General features: G+C 68.3%; 21 protein-coding genes. 15 read left to right on the top strand and 6 right to left on the bottom strand.

What is annotated here, in order from left to right:
* Positions 1-22: 22 nt before the first annotated feature.
* On the bottom strand, positions 23-439 hold the full coding sequence (locus tag IG196_RS20905; protein ID WP_192192837.1) for a hypothetical protein: 417 nt from the start codon (positions 437-439) through the stop codon (positions 23-25).
* A gap of 113 nt (positions 440-552) precedes the next feature.
* On the opposite strand from IG196_RS20905, the gene zigA reads away from it, so the two are divergent.
* The gene (zigA, locus tag IG196_RS20900) at positions 553-1,746 is read left to right on the top strand and encodes a zinc metallochaperone GTPase ZigA (protein WP_192192836.1); all 1,194 of its coding nucleotides are present in this window, start codon (positions 553-555) and stop codon (positions 1,744-1,746) included.
* Between the two features lie 6 nt (positions 1,747-1,752).
* On the opposite strand, the gene IG196_RS20895 is transcribed toward zigA, so the two are convergent.
* Both IG196_RS20895 and IG196_RS20890 read right to left on the bottom strand, forming a co-directional pair.
* On the bottom strand, positions 1,753-2,406 hold the full coding sequence (locus tag IG196_RS20895) for an FMN-binding negative transcriptional regulator (protein WP_192192835.1): 654 nt from the start codon (positions 2,404-2,406) through the stop codon (positions 1,753-1,755).
* Between the two features lie 16 nt (positions 2,407-2,422).
* Positions 2,423-2,899 carry a Fur family transcriptional regulator gene (locus tag IG196_RS20890; RefSeq protein ID WP_099797137.1) on the bottom strand — a complete coding sequence of 159 codons (477 nt, stop codon included), beginning with the start codon at positions 2,897-2,899 and terminating at the stop codon, positions 2,423-2,425.
* Positions 2,900-3,066: 167 nt separating this feature from the next.
* On the opposite strand from IG196_RS20890, the gene IG196_RS20885 reads away from it, so the two are divergent.
* From IG196_RS20885 to IG196_RS20855, 7 genes are all read left to right on the top strand, one after another.
* Entirely contained in the window at positions 3,067-3,729 is a 663-nt protein-coding gene (locus IG196_RS20885) for an alpha/beta hydrolase (protein WP_101490274.1), read from the top strand.
* A gap of 58 nt (positions 3,730-3,787) precedes the next feature.
* On the top strand, positions 3,788-4,105 hold the full coding sequence (locus IG196_RS20880) for a putative quinol monooxygenase (protein WP_192192834.1): 318 nt from the start codon (positions 3,788-3,790) through the stop codon (positions 4,103-4,105).
* 165 nt (positions 4,106-4,270) lie between these two features.
* Positions 4,271-5,827 (top strand): glutamate--cysteine ligase, encoded by a 1,557-nt coding sequence (gene gshA, locus IG196_RS20875; RefSeq protein ID WP_101489546.1) that lies wholly within the window; start codon positions 4,271-4,273, stop codon positions 5,825-5,827.
* Positions 5,828-5,965: 138 nt separating this feature from the next.
* Positions 5,966-6,346 (top strand): response regulator transcription factor, encoded by a 381-nt coding sequence (locus IG196_RS20870; RefSeq protein ID WP_101489547.1) that lies wholly within the window; start codon positions 5,966-5,968, stop codon positions 6,344-6,346.
* Positions 6,347-6,459: 113 nt separating this feature from the next.
* A complete protein-coding gene (locus tag IG196_RS20865) occupies positions 6,460-7,389 on the top strand; it encodes an SDR family NAD(P)-dependent oxidoreductase (RefSeq protein ID WP_101489548.1) in 930 nt (309 codons plus the stop codon).
* A gap of 105 nt (positions 7,390-7,494) precedes the next feature.
* Positions 7,495-7,911 (top strand): nuclear transport factor 2 family protein, encoded by a 417-nt coding sequence (locus tag IG196_RS20860; protein ID WP_192192833.1) that lies wholly within the window; start codon positions 7,495-7,497, stop codon positions 7,909-7,911.
* The gene (locus IG196_RS20855; RefSeq protein ID WP_192192832.1) at positions 7,901-8,362 is read left to right on the top strand and encodes a MerR family transcriptional regulator; all 462 of its coding nucleotides are present in this window, start codon (positions 7,901-7,903) and stop codon (positions 8,360-8,362) included. The genes IG196_RS20860 and IG196_RS20855 overlap by 11 nt, the downstream gene beginning before the upstream one ends.
* Positions 8,363-8,374: 12 nt before the next feature.
* Here IG196_RS20855 and IG196_RS20850 read toward each other — a convergent pair whose 3' ends face one another.
* The 3 genes from IG196_RS20850 to IG196_RS20840 all read right to left on the bottom strand — a co-directional run bounded on the left by IG196_RS20850 (position 8,375) and on the right by IG196_RS20840 (position 10,034).
* Entirely contained in the window at positions 8,375-8,734 is a 360-nt protein-coding gene (locus IG196_RS20850; RefSeq protein WP_192192831.1) for an HPF/RaiA family ribosome-associated protein, read from the bottom strand.
* Between the two features lie 106 nt (positions 8,735-8,840).
* Positions 8,841-9,269: a CBS domain-containing protein gene (locus IG196_RS20845; protein WP_192192830.1), complete on the bottom strand. Its 429-nt coding sequence runs from the start codon at positions 9,267-9,269 to the stop codon at positions 8,841-8,843.
* A 162-nt stretch (positions 9,270-9,431) separates the two neighbouring features.
* Positions 9,432-10,034, bottom strand: a complete 603-nt coding sequence (locus IG196_RS20840; RefSeq protein WP_192192829.1) for a cell envelope protein SmpA — start codon at positions 10,032-10,034, stop codon at positions 9,432-9,434.
* 217 nt (positions 10,035-10,251) lie between these two features.
* Between IG196_RS20840 and ylqF the strand changes: the two genes are divergently transcribed.
* The 7 genes from ylqF (at position 10,252) to IG196_RS20805 (ending at position 17,953) form a co-directional block, all read left to right on the top strand.
* A complete protein-coding gene (ylqF, locus tag IG196_RS20835; protein WP_192192828.1) occupies positions 10,252-11,229 on the top strand; it encodes a ribosome biogenesis GTPase YlqF in 978 nt (325 codons plus the stop codon).
* 54 nt (positions 11,230-11,283) lie between these two features.
* A complete protein-coding gene (locus tag IG196_RS20830) occupies positions 11,284-11,748 on the top strand; it encodes a Fur family transcriptional regulator (protein WP_192192827.1) in 465 nt (154 codons plus the stop codon).
* A 104-nt stretch (positions 11,749-11,852) separates the two neighbouring features.
* Positions 11,853-12,002, top strand: a complete 150-nt coding sequence (ykgO, locus tag IG196_RS20825) for a type B 50S ribosomal protein L36 (protein WP_013542562.1) — start codon at positions 11,853-11,855, stop codon at positions 12,000-12,002.
* 121 nt (positions 12,003-12,123) lie between these two features.
* The gene (locus IG196_RS20820) at positions 12,124-12,828 is read left to right on the top strand and encodes an ABC transporter ATP-binding protein (protein WP_101489554.1); all 705 of its coding nucleotides are present in this window, start codon (positions 12,124-12,126) and stop codon (positions 12,826-12,828) included.
* 4 nt (positions 12,829-12,832) lie between these two features.
* Positions 12,833-14,233, top strand: a complete 1,401-nt coding sequence (locus IG196_RS20815; RefSeq protein ID WP_192192826.1) for an ABC transporter permease subunit — start codon at positions 12,833-12,835, stop codon at positions 14,231-14,233.
* A gap of 15 nt (positions 14,234-14,248) precedes the next feature.
* Entirely contained in the window at positions 14,249-15,727 is a 1,479-nt protein-coding gene (locus tag IG196_RS20810) for an ABC transporter permease subunit (protein ID WP_192192825.1), read from the top strand.
* A gap of 36 nt (positions 15,728-15,763) precedes the next feature.
* Complete coding sequence (locus IG196_RS20805) at positions 15,764-17,953, top strand: TonB-dependent receptor (protein ID WP_192192824.1); 2,190 nt, start codon at positions 15,764-15,766, stop codon at positions 17,951-17,953.
* Positions 17,954-17,958 lie beyond the last annotated feature (5 nt).

Below are 17,958 nucleotides of genomic sequence, written 5' to 3'. Positions count from 1 at the left end.
TTATGGTCCTTGTCTTTGAAGATCAGTACGAACGCAGGGCGATGCCCCAGCGCCCCTCGGCCTGCACGACGATCCAGAGGTTGGCGTGCGTGCTGAGCACCGCGCCGGCTGCATCGCGCCGCGTGTAGTGCACGACGAAGTGCACCTTGTCGTGGCTCACGAGCACCGGCTCCTTCTGCTCGTACTGCGTGCGGGCCCAGCCGCCGGCCTTGAGCGTGTCGAAGAAATCGGCCGGGTGCTGGCCGGGCATGGGCCAGTCGAGCCGCTGTGCGCCCGAGAGCATCGTGTGCGGAAAGTGCAGCTCGGCGTCCATGCCGCGTGTGTCCGCGGCGTTGAAGGCCGCCGTGAAGCGGTCGAGGCAGGTCGACGCGGCCTCGACGACGGCGGCATGCGGCGCGTCGGAGGGCGGCGGGGCGACGAAGGCGGAAAAGTCGGTCATGCGTCGGATGGTAAAGCGAGTGTGCGGTCGGGATGTATGTGGCGATATAAATGCAACCCAGTTGCGACAGTCCATATAATGCAACTACATTGCATTTGAAGAACGAGTCCCTCATGGCCGATCGCCTTCCCGTCACCGTGCTGTCCGGCTTCCTGGGCGCCGGCAAGACCACGCTGCTCAACCACATCCTGCACAACCGCGAGGGCCGCCGCGTGGCGGTGATCGTCAACGACATGAGCGAGGTCAACATCGACGCCGCGCTGGTGCGCGAAGGTGGCGCCGCGCTGTCGCGCACCGACGAGAAGCTGATCGAGATGAGCAACGGCTGCATCTGCTGCACGCTGCGCGAAGACCTGCTGATCGAGGTGAAGCGGCTCGCGAAGGAGGGGCGCTTCGACCAGCTCGTGATCGAGTCGACCGGCATCTCCGAGCCGCTGCCCGTGGCGGAGACCTTCACCTTCGCGGGCGAGGACGGCCAGAGCCTGGCCGATGTGGCGCGGCTGGACACCATGGTCACGGTGGTCGATGCCTTCAACTTCCTGCGCGACTACGGCTCGTCCGACAGCCTGGGCCAGCGCGGCCAGTCGCTGGGCGACGAAGACACGCGCACGGTGGTCGACCTGCTGATCGAGCAGATCGAGTTCTGCGACGTGCTGGTGGTCAACAAGACCGACCTCGTGACGGCCGAAGAACGCGAGCGGCTGATGGCCATCTTGCGCAGCCTCAACCCGCGTGCGCGCATCGAGGAATCGGAGTTCGGCCGCGTCGCGCTCGACCGCGTGCTCGACACGGGCCTGTTCGATTTCGAGCAGGCCGAGCAGGCGCCCGGCTGGCTGGCCGAGCTGCGCGGCGAGCATGTGCCCGAGAGCGAGGCCTACGGCATCCGCAGCTTCGTGTACCGGTCGCGCCTGCCGTTCCATCCGAAGCGCTTCTGGGACCTGGTGCAGAGCGAGTGGGAGGGCGTGGTGCGCTCCAAGGGCTTCTTCTGGCTCGCGAGCCGCCCGACCCGCGCCGGCACGTGGTCGCAGGCCGGCGGTGCCTGCCGCTACGGCGTGGCGGGCCTGTGGTGGGCGGCCGTGCCGCGCGAACACTGGCCGACCGACCCCGACGGGCTCGAACTCATCCGCAAGAACTGGGACGACGCCACCGGCGATGCGCGCCAGGAGTTGGTGCTGATCGGCATCGGCATGGACGAAGCGGCGCTGCGCGCGCGGCTCGATGCCTGCCTGCTCACGCCCAACGAGATGCGCTTCGGCCCGTCGTGGTGGCAGAACCTGCCCGATCCGTTTCCGTCGTGGAACGCGTAGGGAGGTTCAGTCGCCGGCGCTGCCGGACTGCATCGCCTGCTGCACCAGCCGGGCCATGGCCGATGCGTTCTCGCTGCCGACGGCGGCCAGCCCCTGCACCGTGCCTTGACGGTCCTGCAGGGCTTCGTCCTGGCTGGCCTTGAGCTTGCCTTCGAGGCGGTCGATGGGGATCTCGATGCCCACCACGGCGCGCGCCAGCTTGCGGATGAAGGTCTCGGGTGCGTCGGTGGTCTGCCAGGGCACGGGCTGGCCGGCCTCGTTCGCCGCGGTCAGCCGCGAGAGCAGGTCGAGCAGCCAGGCTTCGTCGTCGATGGCGCGCGCGATGCCGTGCGCGTGGGCGACGGCGTAGTTCCAGGTCGGCACCACCTGGCCGTGTTCGGCCTTGCCGGGGTACCAGCCGGGCGTGATGTAGGCCTGCGGCCCCTGGAACATCACGACCGACGGGGCCGATGCATCGAGCTGGCGCCACACCGGGTTCGCGCGCGACACGTGGCCGAGCAGCGTGCCGAACGGGCCGCGCGACCGGTCGAGCAGAAAGGGCAGGTGGTTGGCGACCAGCCCGTCGGCGCCGGGCACGACCCAGGCGCCGAGCGGGTGCGCGTCGATCAGCGCGTGGCTCGCGCCGATGTCGGGCTGGCGGTGGTGCCGGGAGACGTACACGCGCAGCGCGATGACGCTATCGGGCGCAGTCGCCGCACATGCCGTGCAGCGTGAGCGCCGTGTGCCGCGTGTCGATGCCCTGTTTGCGCAGCGCCTTGCCGAGCCGGCCCATCACCTTGGGCAGTTCGGGGTCGGAAGGCAGCGCCAGCACCTTGTGGCACTGGTCGCATTCGAAGGTGTTGCCCGAGGCGGTGTCGACGTGCCGCGCAAAGCGGTTGACCCGGTCGGCGGCCACGCGGCGGTCGCACAGGCCGGCCTCGACCAGCCGGTCGAGCACGCGGTAGAGCGTGACGCGGTCGGGCGGCTCGCCCGTGGCGGCGGTGTAGGCGCCGGCCACTTCCTCGTGGGTCAGTGGCTGCGAGCCGTGTTCGAGCAGCTCGAGCACGGTCTGGGCGGCGCGCGTCACGCGCAGCCCGCTGCCGCGCAGCAGCGCCTCGCTGTCGAAGGCGGGGCGGGGCGGCGAGGTTTTCAGGGGCGGGGTGGGGGTCTTCATGCGAAACGCCATTGTGTTGCATCCGGCGCCCCCTTGCGACGGCAAGGACAGCCGGGGGCCCGGATGTTGCGAGGTGCAAGTCAGCCAACCGGCCGTTTCGCCGCGGCCCGGGTCGCCCGAATGCGCTAAGGTCTGGGCATTCGCATTCCTGAATACCTTCGTTGACCATGTCCCGTCCCCCCATCGAAATCGAAACCGCCCCGAACCCCACCGCCACGGTGGTCCTGATGCACGGCCTGGGTGCCGACGGCAACGACTTCGTGCCGATCGCCGGCGAACTCGACCTGTCGGCCGTGGGCCCGGTGCGCTTCGTGTTCCCCAACGCGCCGGTGATTCCGGTCACGCTGAACAACGGCTACCAGATGCCGGCGTGGTTCGACATTGCCGGGGCCGATTTCAACGTGCAGGAAGACGCCGCGGGCCTGCGCCGCTCGCAAGCCACCATCGAGGCCGTGATCGCGAATGAAAAGGCCCGCGGCATTGCCGCCAGCCGCATCGTGGTGGCCGGCTTTTCGCAGGGCTGCGCCATGGCGCTGCTGACCGGCCTGCGCCATACCGAGCGCCTGGGCGGCATCGTCGGCCTGTCGGGCTGGCTGCCGCTGGCGGCCAGCACCGCGGCCGAGCGCCATGCGGCCAACCACGACACGCCGGTGTTCCTCGGCCACGGCCGGCAAGACCCGATGGTGCCGCTGGCACGCGCCACGCAATCGCGCGACGCGCTCACCGCCCTGGGCTACACCGTCGAATGGCACGAGTACGCGATGGCGCATTCGGTCTGCATGGAAGAAGTGGCCGACCTGAACGCCTTTTTGCTGCGCGTGCTGCGCTGACGCACAGGCCGCTGCGGCAACCCACGAGATAGACAGAGAGACACAGAAGGAGACCGCCATGATCCTCGTCATCGGACACGCGCTGGCCAAGGCCGACACCCTGCAGGCGATGCTGGCCATCAGCGTGGAGCACGTGCTGCGCTCGCGCGCCGAGCCCGGCTGCATTTCGCATGAAGTCACGACCGACGTGCAAGACCCGCTGCAGCTCACCTTCGTGGAGCGCTGGAGCGACATGGCGGCGCTGCAGGCGCACTTTCGGGTCGATGCGTCGCGCGCTTTCGCCAAGGCGCTCGCGGCCATGGCCGACGGCGTGCCGTCGATCCATGTCTACCAGTCGGAAGAGATCGACCTGTCGGCGGGCCGCGCCATGGCCTGAGGTTTGACCCCCGTTCCGCACTGGAATGCGCGTGGCATTTGAGAGGGAAGCTATGAAAAAGGTAGCAAAAAACAGCATAGCCGGATGCGGGATTCCCTGCTTCAGCAGTGCCAGTCCGCCCGTGCTACCTTCCAGCCCCACAGAAGATTGATGGGTCATAAGAACATGAGCAACAGATTGCAGGAGAGGCTGGGGGCGCTCCCGGCCGCGCGATTGAAGGGCATGCGTCGCGGCATCGAGAAGGAAAGCCTGCGCGCGTTGCCCGACGGCAAGCTGGCCCTCACGCCGCATCCGCTGGCGCTGGGCTCGGCGCTCACGCACCCGCACATCACGACCGACTTCAGCGAGTCGCAGCTCGAACTCATCACGGGCGTGCACGCGGGTGTGGAGTCGGCCATTGAAGAGCTCACGCGGGTGCACCAGTTCACCTACCGCGTGCTCGACCAGCTCGGCGACGAGCGCCTGTGGGTGTCGAGCATGCCCTGCGGCCTGCCGACCGACGAGACCATTCCGATCGGCCGCTACGGCTCGTCGAACGTGGGCCGTGCCAAGAGCGTGTACCGCATGGGCCTGAGCCACCGCTATGGCCGCCGCATGCAGACCATTTCGGGCATCCACTACAACTGGTCGTTGCCGGATGTGTCGAGCGAAGAGTACTTCGCGCTCATCCGCAACTTCCGCCGCCAGGCCTTCCTGCTGCTGTACTTGTTCGGCGCCTCGCCGGCCCTGTGTTCGAGCTTTGTCGCGGGCCGCCCGCACGAGTTGCAGCCGCTGGGCGACGGCAGCATGTACATGCCGCACGGCACCTCGCTGCGCATGGGCCCCCTGGGCTACCAGAGCGAGGCCCAGGCGTCGCTGGCCGTGAGCTACAACAGCCTGGAGGGCTACGGCGCTTCGCTGCAGGACGCGCTCACGCGCCCGTGGCCGGCCTACGAGGCCATCGGCATCCGCAACCTCGGCGGCGACTACAACCAGCTGGGCACCAGCCTGCTGCAGATCGAGAACGAGTTCTACGGCACCATCCGCCCCAAGCGCGTGATTCACCCCGGCGAGCGCCCGCTGCATGCGCTGCGCGAACGCGGCGTCGAATATGTCGAAGTGCGCCTGATGGACCTCGACCCCTTCGAGACCGTCGGCATCAATGCGCAGACCATGCGCTTCATCGACGTGTTCCTGCTGCACTGCCTGCTGAACGACAGCCCCGACGACACCCCGCAAGAGATTGCCGAACTGGCGCAGAACCAGCACCTCACGGCCGCGCGCGGCCGCGAGCCGGGCCTGAAGCTGCGCCGCGACGGGCGCGAGGTCGGGCTCACCGACTGGGGCCTGGAGCTGGTCGAACAGTGCATGCCCATTGCCGCCGCGCTCGACGCGGCGCAAGGCGGTACGCAGCACGTCGACGCGGTGCGCGCCGCCAGGGCCGGCCTCGAGAACCCCGACAGCCTGCCGTCGGCCCGCGTGCTTGCGGCCGTCGAGCAGCAGCACGGCAACTCGTTCATCGGCTTCGTGCGCGCCCAGTCGGAGCAGACCCGCGCCGCGCTGCTCGCGCTGCCGTTCACGGCCGCGCAGCAGGCCGGCTTCGAGCAGATGACGGCCGAGTCGATTCAGGCGCAGAAGCGCATCGAGGCGGCCGACACCATGCCCTTCGAGATCTACCGCGAGCAGTACGTCTCGCCGGCACGCCTGGGCATGGCCCCCGGCCGCTTGCCCGTCGCGGCCTGAGGCAGCGGGGCGGCGCACGCCGACAGCGCCGCTGGCCGATGGCCTACAGCCATTGGCCTGTCCGGCTCACCGCGCCCGTGCGGGCAGCCCGGAAGATGGCGTCATGCACAGCCAAGCTTCGGATTCGGGACACTCACCATGACGCTCCATGCCTATCTGGTCGAGGACAGCCCCGTGATCCGCGAGAACCTCGTCGGCTTTCTCGAGGACGTGGCGGACGCGCACGTGGTGGCCTCGGCCAGCACCGCTGACGAAGCGCTCGACTGGCTGAGCCATCACCAACGCGACTGGGACCTGGCCATCGTCGACTTGTTCCTGCAGCGCGGCAACGGCCTGGCCGTGATCCATGCCTGCCGCCACCGGTCGCCGCACCAGAAAGTGGTGGTGCTCAGCAACTACGCCACCGCCGACATGCGCCAGCGCTCGCAGCAACTGGGCGCCGATGCCTTCTTCGACAAGTCGGCCGAACTCGACCAGCTGGTCGCGTACTGCGCCACGGTCCAGCCGTCGCATGGGTGACTCCCGCCGGGGCTGTCCGGCGGCAAACGGGGCGGGGAACTGAGGTAAAACGCCGGGTTGCCGCCCGTCGGCAACCCTTTTTTCACCCCCTACAGACAGCGAGCAGAGACCTCATGAGCAGCAACAGCACCTCCATCGACTTCAAGGGCCGCGTGGCCATCGTGACCGGCGCGGGCGGCGGCCTGGGCCGCCAGCATGCGCTGGCGCTGGCGGCGCGCGGCGCCAAGGTGGTGGTCAACGACCTGGGCGGCGCACGCGACGGCTCCGGCGGCTCGGTCAGCGCTGCGCAGGCGGTGGTCGACGAGATCAAGGCGGCCGGCGGCGAGGCCATGGCCAACGGCGCCTCGGTGACCGATTTCGAGGCCGTGCAGGCCATGGTCAAGCAGGCGGTCGACGCCTGGGGCCGCGTCGACATCCTGATCAACAACGCCGGCATCCTGCGGGACAAGAGCTTTTCCAAGATGGAGCTGGACGACTTCAAGCTCGTGGTCGACGTGCACCTGATGGGCGCCGTGAACTGCACCAAGGCCGTCTGGGCGCTCATGAACGAGCAGAAGTACGGCCGCATCGTGATGACCACATCGTCGTCGGGCCTGTACGGCAACTTCGGCCAGAGCAACTACGGCGCCGCCAAGCTGGCGCTGGTGGGCCTCATGCAGACGCTGAGCATCGAAGGCGCCAAGAACGACATCCGCGTGAACTGCCTGGCGCCCACCGCCGCCACGCGCATGACGGAAGACCTGTTCCCCAAGGAAATGCTCGAGGCCTTCCGTCCCGAAGCCGTGGTGCCAGCGATGCTGGTGCTGGCCGCGCAGGACGCGCCCAACCGCACCATCCTCTGTGCCGGCGCCGGCACCTTCGAGGCTGCGCACATCACGCTGACGCAGGGCGCCTGGCTGGGCATTGCCGCCGACACGCCCGAGCAGCTGGCCGCGCGCCTGTCGGAAGTGACCGAACGCGAAGGCGAGGCCGTGCCGCAAAGCGGCGCCGCGCAGGGCGCGAACGAAGTCGCCAAGGGCATGGCGAACGCCGGCCGGGGCTGAGTCGCCAGTCGGTCGGTGCATGGCGCTTGACTTCGAGCGCACTCGAGCATTTCCAATGAATTCACCGGATGTCCGGTGTCTTCATTCCTCCAAGGAAATCACGTCATGCACACGATCGACAACAAGGCCCTCGTCCAGCGCATTCACGCGGAGCTGGACAAGGGCAACGGCCAGGCCTTCATCGATAGCCTGGCCGACGACGCCAGCTGGACGCTCGAGGGCAGCACGCCCTGGTCGCGCACCTACCAGGGCAAGCGGGCGATCCGCGAAGAGCTCATCAAGCCGCTGTTCGCACAATTCGCCGCACCCTATGTAAGCAAGACCGAATGCATCATTGCGGAGGGCGACCGCGTGGTGGTGCTGTTCAGCGGCGACGTGCCGACCAAAACCGGCAAGCGCTACAACAACCGCTATTGCTACGTCTACCGACTCGAAGGAGGCCAGGTGAAGGCATTGACCGAGTACTTCGACACCGCGCTGGTCGAACGGGCGCTCGACGCGCCGACTGCCCATGCCGGCTGAGCCCAGCGCCGCCGCTGCGCCGTTCCACATCGGCGAGCTGGCCGCGCGCACCGGCCGCACGGTGCACGCCATCCGCTGGTACGAATCGCAGGGCCTGGTGCCCGGCGTGGCGCGCGATGCGGGCGGGCGGCGCGTGTATGGCGAGCTGCATGTGGGCTGGCTCGACCTGATGGACCGGCTGCGTCGCACCGGCATGTCGATTGCCGAGATGCGCGACTACACGGCGCTGGCCATGCAGGGCAAGACCACCTTGCGCCAGCGCCGCGACCTGCTCGAGGCGCACCGCGCGCGCGTGCACCAGACGATTGCCGACTGGCAGCAGGCGCTGTCGCTGGTCGATCGCAAGATCGATTTCTACGACGCCTGGATGGCCGACGGGCGGCGTCCGCCGCTCATTCCGGTGGAGACGCCGCAGGGCCTGCCGCCGCCGAAGCGAAAGCCGGGCCGCTGAGCTTCGACTCGATTACTCGGCGACGAAGCCTTCGCCGTCCTTGCGGATCGAATCGCGGGCGCGGTGGTTGAGGCGGCCCAGCGTGTTGTCGAGCAGGCGCTTGAGCTTGTCGGCCGCGCCGCGGAAGGCCTCGTCGAGGCTGCTGGCGTGCTGTGTCACCGCGAGCGGCTGGTGGTGCGCCAGGCGCGCTTCCATCACGCAGCACTTGTCGCCGCCGCCGGCCTTGTCGTGGTTCTCGTCGCTCAGGTGCACCTCGACGCGCGTCACGTCTGCGACGAAACGGCTCAGGTGCTGCTTGATCTCGGTGTCTGCCCAGCGCTCCAGCGTGTCTTTGTTGGTGATGCCATTGCTCGTGTTGACCTGAATCTGCATTGCGGATGTCCCTGCTGGATGGTGAACGAGCCTTCACTGTGCACCTTAAGAGTACCCCTGTGCGTAGGTGCGATGCCCTTATCAGACGGGGCATCAGCCCGGCGCGTCAACTTTGGATGTACGAGGTCAGCTGCGTGATGGTCTGCTCGTGCTCGGAAATGATGTCGTCCATCAGGTCTTGAATGGAGATCATGCCGACCACCTTGTCGCCGTCGACCACGGGCAGGTGGCGGAACTTGCGCTGGCTCATGAGCGCCATGCAGGCGTGGGTCTGGGTCTGCGGGGTGACGGTCATCACGTCGGGCGTCATGATCTCGGCGACCTTCACCTCCTTGGAGTTCTTGCCCTGCAGCGCCACCTTGCGGGTGTAGTCGCGCTCGGACAAAAAGCCGACGAGCTTCTCGCCGTCCATCACCATGAGCGCGCCCACTTCGAAATGCGCCAGCGTGGCCAGCGCGTCGAACACGCTGGTGTCGGGCGAGGTGCGCCAGGCGGCGGAATCGTGGCGCTTGAGCAGTTCGGAGACGGGTTTCATCGCAGGCACTCCATTCAGGGGTTTCGATCCGGCCGACGCACGTGGCGGCGCCGTGCTTCGGACAAATCATAGGGGCGGAATCGCCCTGCGCGATGCAAAACCCTCCGGGGTGTTGCGCGTGTCATGCCACGCACACGAACCCCGGGTGTCCTCAATGGTGGCTCAGGGCGTCGTGGCGAGCACGCGGCTCAGCGCCACGGCGTCGCCCACGACGTTCTTCACGAGGCCCTTCTCGTCGAAGCTGACCTGGAACTCCGACCAGCTGTCGCGCCAGTAGCGCCACACCGGTGCGTCCAGGCTCGGGTTCTCGCCGGCCACCGGGTAGCCGATGGCCATGAGCACCTGCTCGCGCGTCATGCCGGGCATCACCTTGCCCGCGACGATGGCCGCGCCCACCTCGGGCGGGAAGCTCGCGATCTTGCGCTTCGGGTCTTCGGTGACGACGTAGCGCTTGGCGAAGTCGATCAGCGTGATGTTGCGGCTGTAGTCGTTCTTGATGCGCTGGGGCTTGCCCGCGAGATCGACGTTGAAGAAGCGGAAGTCGTAGGCCGTGATGCGCGCCGGCGTGCCCACGGGGACGATGCGCGTGCCCTGCTCGTCGTAGTTGATGTCGCTGATCGAGTCGCCGTACGTGCGCATGTTGCAGCACAGGAAACCGTCGGTCAGCGGGCCGGGCGGCGGCGACGGGCGCTGGGCGTGCACCGCGGTGGCGGACAGGATGGTGGTGGCCGCGAGCAGGGCGGCGGCGGCAAGGCGCTGGACCATGAAAAGAATCTCCCTCGTTGTGACTTCTTGAAACAGCTGCGTGGCGCAGCGCGCGGATTCTAGGGGTGATCCAGCGCCCTTCAGGCCAGTAAATACGTCAGTTGTTGCTATCAAAAGCGCAGCAGCGAGAAATCGGTACCGTTCCCGGTTCACAATGCGCACCCGGCCTGCGAGGCCGGTCCCCTTCCAGACAGCGCGAAAGAAAGAGCATCCATCGATGGCGATCCAGTGGTTCCCCGGTCACATGTATTCGACCCAGAAGGCCATCACCGAGCGGGTGAAGGACATCGACGTGGTGATCGAGCTGCTCGACGCGCGCCTGCCCGGCTCCAGCGCCAACCCGATGCTGGCCGAGCTCACGGCCGGGCGGCCGACGCTCAAGGTGCTCAACAAGCAGGATCTGTCCGACCCCGCGCGCACCGAGACCTGGCTGGCGCACTACAACGCGCTGCCCGACACCCGCGCGATTGCGCTCGACGCCAGCCTGACCATGCCCGCACAGCGCATCGTGCGCGCCTGCCACGAGCTGTCGCCCAACCGCGGCGGCATGGCCAAGCCGATGCGCGTGCTGATCTGCGGCATTCCGAACGTGGGCAAGTCGACCCTCATCAACACGCTCACCGGCGGTCGCAAGGCCAAGACCGGCGACGAGGCCGGCATCACCAAGCTCGAGCAGCGCATCACGCTGGCCGACGACTTCTACCTGTGGGACACGCCCGGCATGCTGTGGCCGCGCATCATCGTGCCCAAGAGCGGCTACAACCTCGCGGCCAGCGGTGCGGTGGGGCGCAACGCCTTCGATGAAGAAGAAGTGGCGCTGGAGCTGCTCGACTACCTCAAGTCGAACTACGCCGAAGGCCTCGTCGCGCGCTTCAAGCTTACGGAACTCGACGTCGCCACCCTGGCTGAAATGAAAGACGAGGACGTGCTCGACACCATCGGCCGCAAGCGCGGCGCGCTGCTGGGCAAGGGCAAGGTCAACCTGCAGAAGGCCGCCGAGATCGTGATGCACGAGTTCCGCGCCGGCAACCTGGGGCGCATCACGCTCGAGACGCCCGAAGAGTTCGCACAGTGGCTGGCCGCGGGCCAGCGCGCCGACGCCGAGCGTGCCGCGAAGAAGGCTGCGCGTGGCAAGAAGGGCAAGCAGAAGCCCGAGGCGACCGAAGCGGACGGCAGTCGCACGGCAGACGAGTGAAGGTCTTGCGCGCGGCACGCTGAACGCCGCGCAGGCCACCTCTATCATCGAGACATGCAACGTCTCACGCGCCAGCGCAACGCCGTTTTCTCCGCCTTCAGCGACGCCGGCCGCGTGCTGACCGCCCCCGAAATTCTTGAACACGCACGGGCCATCGTGCCCGAGATCAGCCTGTCGACGGTGTACCGCCAGGTCTCGCTGCTGCTGGCCGACGGCGAGATCGCCAAGGTCGAGCTGCCGGGCGAACCGGCGCGCTACGAAGTGGCCTGCAAGGCCGATCCGCACGATCACCATTCGCACGGCGCCGGCGAGAGCGGCGATGCGGGGCATCACCACCATCACTACTTCCATTGCTCGCACTGCGGGCAGGTGTTCCTGTTGCACGCGTGTCCGGGGCCGATGCACGACCTGGCGCCCAAGGGCTTCCTGGTGACGCACCACGAGGTCACGCTGCATGGCTTGTGCGCGGCCTGTGTCGACGCCGGCGCGAAAGCACCCAAGGCGCATCCGCCACACTGACGACGGCGGGCCCCGGAGTTGCTGGGGAAGGCTCATAAAGTTATTGAGAATGAATTCGCAATAACGTATATTCGCGTGTCCGAACGAACTCCCTGGTCACGCCCATGCAAGTCCTGTCCTCGCTCAAAGAAGCCAAGAAGCGTCACCGCGATTGCCAGGTGGTGACGCGGCGCGGCCGCACCTACGTCATCTGCAAGTCCAACCCGCGCTTCAAGGCGCGCCAGGGCGGCGCGAAAAACAAGAACAAGCGCTGAGCATTCGGCGGCCCTGCCGCCGTCGCCTTCATTCCCCATTCGATGACCGCATCGGCGTGCCCACGCCGGGGCGTGCCTGCGCGCGTCTTTCCTTTCTTCCTTCCATCGGAACCCCTCCGCCATGCTCCGAGCCTCCGGCCTCACCAAACGCTACGGCGCGCACACCGCGCTCGACCGTCTCGACCTCGACATCCGCGGCGGCGATATCTACTGCCTGCTGGGTGCCAACGGCGCGGGCAAGACGACGACCATCAACCTGTTCCTGAACTTCATCGCGCCGACCGACGGCACGGTGGAGATCAACGGCACCGACGTCACGCGCCATCCGGTCGCGACCAAGCAGGACGTGGCGTACATCCCCGAGCAGGTCACGCTGTACGGCACGCTCTCGGGCCTGGAGAACCTGCGCTTCTTCGCCGGCCTGGCGCTGGGCCACGAACTGCCGCGCGAACGCCTGCTCGCGCTGATGACCGAGGTGGGGCTCGACCACGCGGCCGCCGACAAGCGCGTCAGCATGTACTCGAAGGGCATGCGGCAGAAGGTGTGGATCGCGGTGGCACTGGCCAAGCAGGCCAAGGCGCTGCTGCTCGACGAGCCCACCTCGGGGCTCGACCCGCACGCCGCCGCCGAGTTCTCCGACCTGCTGCGCCGCGCGGCCGACCGCGGCGTGGCCGTGCTCACCACCACGCACGACCTGTTCCACGCGCAGCAGACCGCCACGCGCGTCGGAATCATGAAGCGCGGTCGGCTGGTCGAAAGCCTCGAAGGCGCGCAGATCGGGCAGACCGATCTGCAGTCGCTCTACCTTCAACACATGAGGGCCTGATCAGATGCTGATGCACTGGATCGCCCGACGCGAATTCACCGAACGCCTGCGCGACGGCCGCCTGTACTGGGCCGGCGGTCTCGTGGCCGTGCTGCTCTTCACCGCGCTCGCCGTCGGCTGGGCACACCAGCGCGGCGCGCATGCCGAGCAGGTCGCCGCGCAGGCCATGGACTACCGCGACTGGCTGCACCAGGACCAGCGCCATCCGCACGACGCCGCGCACCAGGGCATGCATGCCTTCAAGCCCGAGCCGCCGCTGTCGATGGTCGATGCGGGCATCAACCCCTACATCGGCAGCACCGTGTGGCTGCAGGCGCACCGCCAGAGCGAGGTCAAGTTCAACGCCGCGCAGGATGCGACGGGCCTGCAGCGCTTCGGCAACCTCTCGGTCGGCTGGATCCTGCAGGTGCTCGGCCCGCTGCTGGTGATCGTGCTGGGCTTCAACGCCTTCGCGGGCGAGCGCGAGCAGGGCATCCTGCGCCAGACGCTGAGCCTGGGCGTGGCGCCGCTGCGCCTGCTGGCCGGCAAGGCGCTCGCGCTGTCGGCGCTGCTCGCGGTGCTGCTGGTGCCGGCGGCGCTGGTCGCGGCCGTTGCCGTGGCGGTGGGCGCGGAGCCGGGCGGGCGCATCGATGCGCTGCTGCGGCTGGGCGCGTGGTCACTGGGCTACGCGGTCTACCTCGGCATCTTCGTGTTCCTGGTGCTGGGCGTGTCGGCGCTGTCGGCCACCTCGCGCATGGCGATCACCGTGCTGCTCGCGCTGTGGATCGGGCAGGCCGTGATGGCGCCGCGCGTGCTCTCCGAACTCTCGCGCACGTGGTTCCCGAGCCCGACGCGGCTGGAGTTCAACCAGGCGCTGGGCGCGGAACTCAAGGCCGTGTCGAACCAGGTCTGGCAGCAGAACTTCGGCACCACCGAGCGCTGGGGCCGCGACGTGCCGCTGAGCAAATGGGGCATTGCGCTGCGCCTGGACGACCAGGCCTCGTACCCCGTGTACGACCGCCACTACGGCCGCCTGTGGGACACCTGGGAACAGCAGCAGAAAGTGCAGGAGTGGAGCGGCCTGCTGCTGCCGTTGCTCGCGGTGCGCAGCTTCTCGATGGGCATGGCGGGCACCGACTTCTCGCACCACCGGCGCTTCACCACGGCCGCCGAACTGCACCGCCGCAACATCCAGGACCTGATGAGCAAGGACCTCGTGGCGCATGCCGACCCGCTCGGCGACCGCCACTTTTCCTACCAGGCCACGGCCGATCTCTGGGCCACCGTGCCGCCCTTCGACTACCACCCGCCGGGGGCGGGGTGGGCGCTGCGGCATCAGGCGCGCAGCTTCCTCGTGCTGTGCGTCGGCCTGCTGCTCGCGACTGCGTTCGCGGCCTTCGCCACCTTGCGCCAGCGCGCGCTCTGAGAGGGGATGTCACTCATGTCCATCCATCCTCCTCCCCAAGGCCGCCGCCTGCTGGCCGTGATGCGCCAGGAAGTCCGTCTGATGCTCGCCGAACGCGGCCTGTGGGTCGTCGGCGCGCTGTTCCTCTTGCTCGTGGCCTATGCCCTGGGCAACGGCCTGCTGCAGACCGCCAAGCGCGACCGCGCGCAGGCCGCGGTGGCGCAGGCCGACCGCGACACCCGCACCGCGCAGCGCACGCTGCTCGAAGCCATCTTCGCCGGCACCGCGCAGCCCACGCCCTTCGAGAACCCGGCTGACCCTTCGCGCATGGCGAGCGGCTACGGCGGCCAGCACGTGCTGCTGCCGACCGCGCCGCTGGGCCCGGTCGCGCTGGGGCAGAGCGACCTGTTCCCGAGCCAGTACGAGGTCACGAACCAGAGCCGCGTCGTGTTCATGAACCCGAGCGACATCGAGAACCCGTGGCATTTGCTGAGCGGGCATTTCGACCTGGCCTTCGTCATCGTCTACCTGCTGCCGCTCTTGATCTTTGCGCTCAGCTACAACCTGCTGTCGGCGGAGCGCGAGAACGGCACCTTGCGCCTGCTGCTGTCGCAACCGCTGCGGCTGCGCACGCTGCTTGCGGGCAAGCTCACGGTGCGCGCCGCGGTGCTGCTGGGGCCCGCTGTGCTGCTGCCGTTGGCCGTGCTGTGGATCGCCCGCCATGCCGGGCTTACGGCGGGCGGCGCGGGCAGCGCCACGCTGTGGTGGGCGTTGCTGGTCGGCGCTTACGCGCTGTTCTGGTTTGCGCTGGTGGTGGCGGTGAATGCCTTCGGCGCGTCGTCGGCGACGAATGCGATGGTGCTCGTCATCGCCTGGGTGCTGCTGGTGCTGGTGGCGCCCGTGCTGCTCAACCTGGCCGTCACGCAGGCCAGCCCCGCGCCCTCGCGCACCGAGCTGGCCACGCGCCAGCGCGTGGTCACGGCCGAGGCGATGAAGCGCCACCAGGACCTGCTGGGCACCGAGTACCAGCACGTGGGGCAGGGCGCCATCCTCGTGCCGCGCGACGGCAAGATCGAGATCGCCGGCCGCTCGCTGGCCAACTACCGCATCCAGCGCGAGGTCGACGAAGCGATCCGCCCCGCGCTCGCGCGCTTCGATGCGCAGCAGGCGCAACAGCAGGCACTGCTGGGCCGCTTCGGCGCCGTGTCGCCGGCGGCCGTGGCCTACGAAGGCATGACCGCGCTGGCCGGCAACGGCGCACGCCGCCACGCGCGCTTCGACGCCCAGACCGTGGCGCACCACGAAGCGTGGAAGGGCTTCTTCTTCCCGCGCATCGATGCGCGCGATGCGCTCGTGCCGGCCGACTTCGAGCGCATGCCCACCTTCGCATGGCAGGAGGAGCCCACCGACCTCGTGCGCGGGCAGGCCGCGCTGGCCGTGCTGCAACTGCTGGTGCCGAGCCTGCTGCTGTTCGGCCTCGCGGCCTGGCGGCTGCGGCGCTTCTCGGTCGCCTGACCTGTCGCTTTTCCGTTTTCTTCACCGCAACATCCCATGACCCCGTTCACCCGCACCGCCGTCGCGCTGGCCGCCTTCACCGCCTTCCAGGTTGCTTTCGCGCAAGGCAGCAGCAGCAACGCCGAACTCGGCACCGTCACCATCGAAGGCAGCCGCGACGCGAACAGCCTGCACCTCGACGATTCGAGCGGCACGGCCTCGCGCCTGGGCCTGTCGGTGCGCGAGACGCCGGCCTCGGTCGAGATCCTGTCGCAGGACGCGATCCAGCAGCGCGGCGCGCGCACCTTCAGCGAAGCGCTGCGCGGCATGGCGGGCCTGTCGGGCGGCGGCCCGCCGTCGTCGCCGACCACGCTGTCGCTGCGCGGCTTCAACAGCCTCATGTACCTCTACGACGGCGTGCGCAGCTCGGGCGCGGGCGTCACCAACCGCGTGCAGGACACCTGGAACTACGAGCGCATCGAAGTGCTCAAGGGCCCGGCCTCGGTGCTCGACGGCGAGGGCGCCATCGGCGGCATCGTCAACTTCGTGACCAAGCGGCCCGACCGCAGCAACCCGCACAAGGAGGCGCTGCTCTCGTATGGCAGTTACGGCTCCACGCGCGCGGCCTTCGGCTTCGGCGGCGCACTCGGCGAGGCCAGCGCCTACCGGCTCGACTACAGCCGCAACGACACCAAGGTGGGCACCATCGACCGCAACGGCGAGCGCATCGACCACTTCACGAGCGGCCTGCTGGTGGACCTGGGCGGCTCGGTGAAGCTCGACCTGTCGTTCGACTACCTGCGCGACGACAACGACGCCTACTGGGGCACGCCGCTCGTGCCGCGCAGCTTCGCCACGCAGCCGACCAATGTCGTCAGCACGCCCGACGGCCGCGTGATCGACCGGCGCATGGCGCGCACCAACTACAACGTGCGCGACGACGAGAACTCTTCAGAAACCTACTGGCTGCGCGCGCGCCTCACGGGGCAACTCGACGGCGGCTGGTCGTGGCGCAACGAGTTCTCGGCCAACCAGTCGAAGCGCATGTTCCGCAACTCCGAAAGTGCCACCTTCGTGCCGCCGTCCAACATCGCGCGCGACCAGACGCTCATCACGCACGACCAGGACTTCTGGCTCGACCGCTTCGACGCCACGCACAAGGGAAAGATCGCCGGGCTGGACAACCGCTTCGTCGTCGGCGGCGAGTACAGCGAAACGCGCTTCGGCAGCCAGCGCCGCTTCTCGAACAGCAGCGCTGCCACCGCCGCGCAACTGCGCGTGCCCGTGTTCGACCCGTACACCGGCTACTTCGACGACAACCCCGCGCTGACCACCGGCGCGGGCAACCGCGCCGACACCTTCTCGCGCGTGAAGGTCGCCTCGGTCTTCGTGGAAGACGCGCTCAAGCCGATGCGCGACCTCACGCTGGTCGGCGGCCTGCGCCACGACCGCACCGAGGTCGACCGCCGCATCTGGGACCTGAACGCGGGCAGCGTCGCGCGCTTCGGCGCGAGCTACCGCGCCACCTCGGGGCGCATCGGCGCCGTGTACGACCTGTCGCCGCAGTCGAGCCTGTATGCGCAGTACACCAACGCCACGCTGCCGGTGGGTTCGCTCTTCCTGCTGTCGGCGTCGAACGCCGCGTTCCCGATGTCGCGCGGCAAGCAGGCGGAGGTGGGCTTCAAGCAGAGCCTGCCCGCAGCCAACCTGGAGTGGACCGCGGCGCTGTACAAGATCGAGCTCGACAATGTGCTCTCGCGCGACCCGAACAACGCCGCCACCACCGTGAACAACGGCCGCCAGTCGTCGCGCGGCCTCGAGCTGTCGGCCGTGTGGAAGCCCACGCGCGAATGGACGCTGGCGGGCAACCTGGCGGCGCTCGACGCGCGCTTCGACACGCTGGTGGAAGCGGGCAACGTCTCGCGTGTGGGCAAGACCCCGCCGAACGTGCCCGAGCGCATGGCCAACATCTTCGCCACCTACCGGCCCGATGGCTCGAAGTTCGAATACTTCGCGTCGTTGAACCACACGGGGCCGATGTACACCGACAACGCCAACCAGATTCGTATCAACGGCTTCACGACGGTCGATGCGGCCGTGAGCTATCGCTTGAGGAATGCGCTGCTGAGCTTTCGTGTGCGCAACCTGACCGACCGGCTCTACGCGACCTGGACCGGCCGCGCCGCGAGCCAGGTGTTGCTGGCGCCGCGGCGGACCTTCGAGGTGTCGGCGAAGTTCGACTTCTGAAGCCC

This window comes from Variovorax sp. 38R (assembly GCF_014843395.1).
Classification (GTDB): domain Bacteria; phylum Pseudomonadota; class Gammaproteobacteria; order Burkholderiales; family Burkholderiaceae_C; genus Variovorax; species Variovorax paradoxus_H.
Note: the sequence above shows the minus strand (reverse complement) of the source record. Positions and strands in the feature narration are given on the sequence as shown.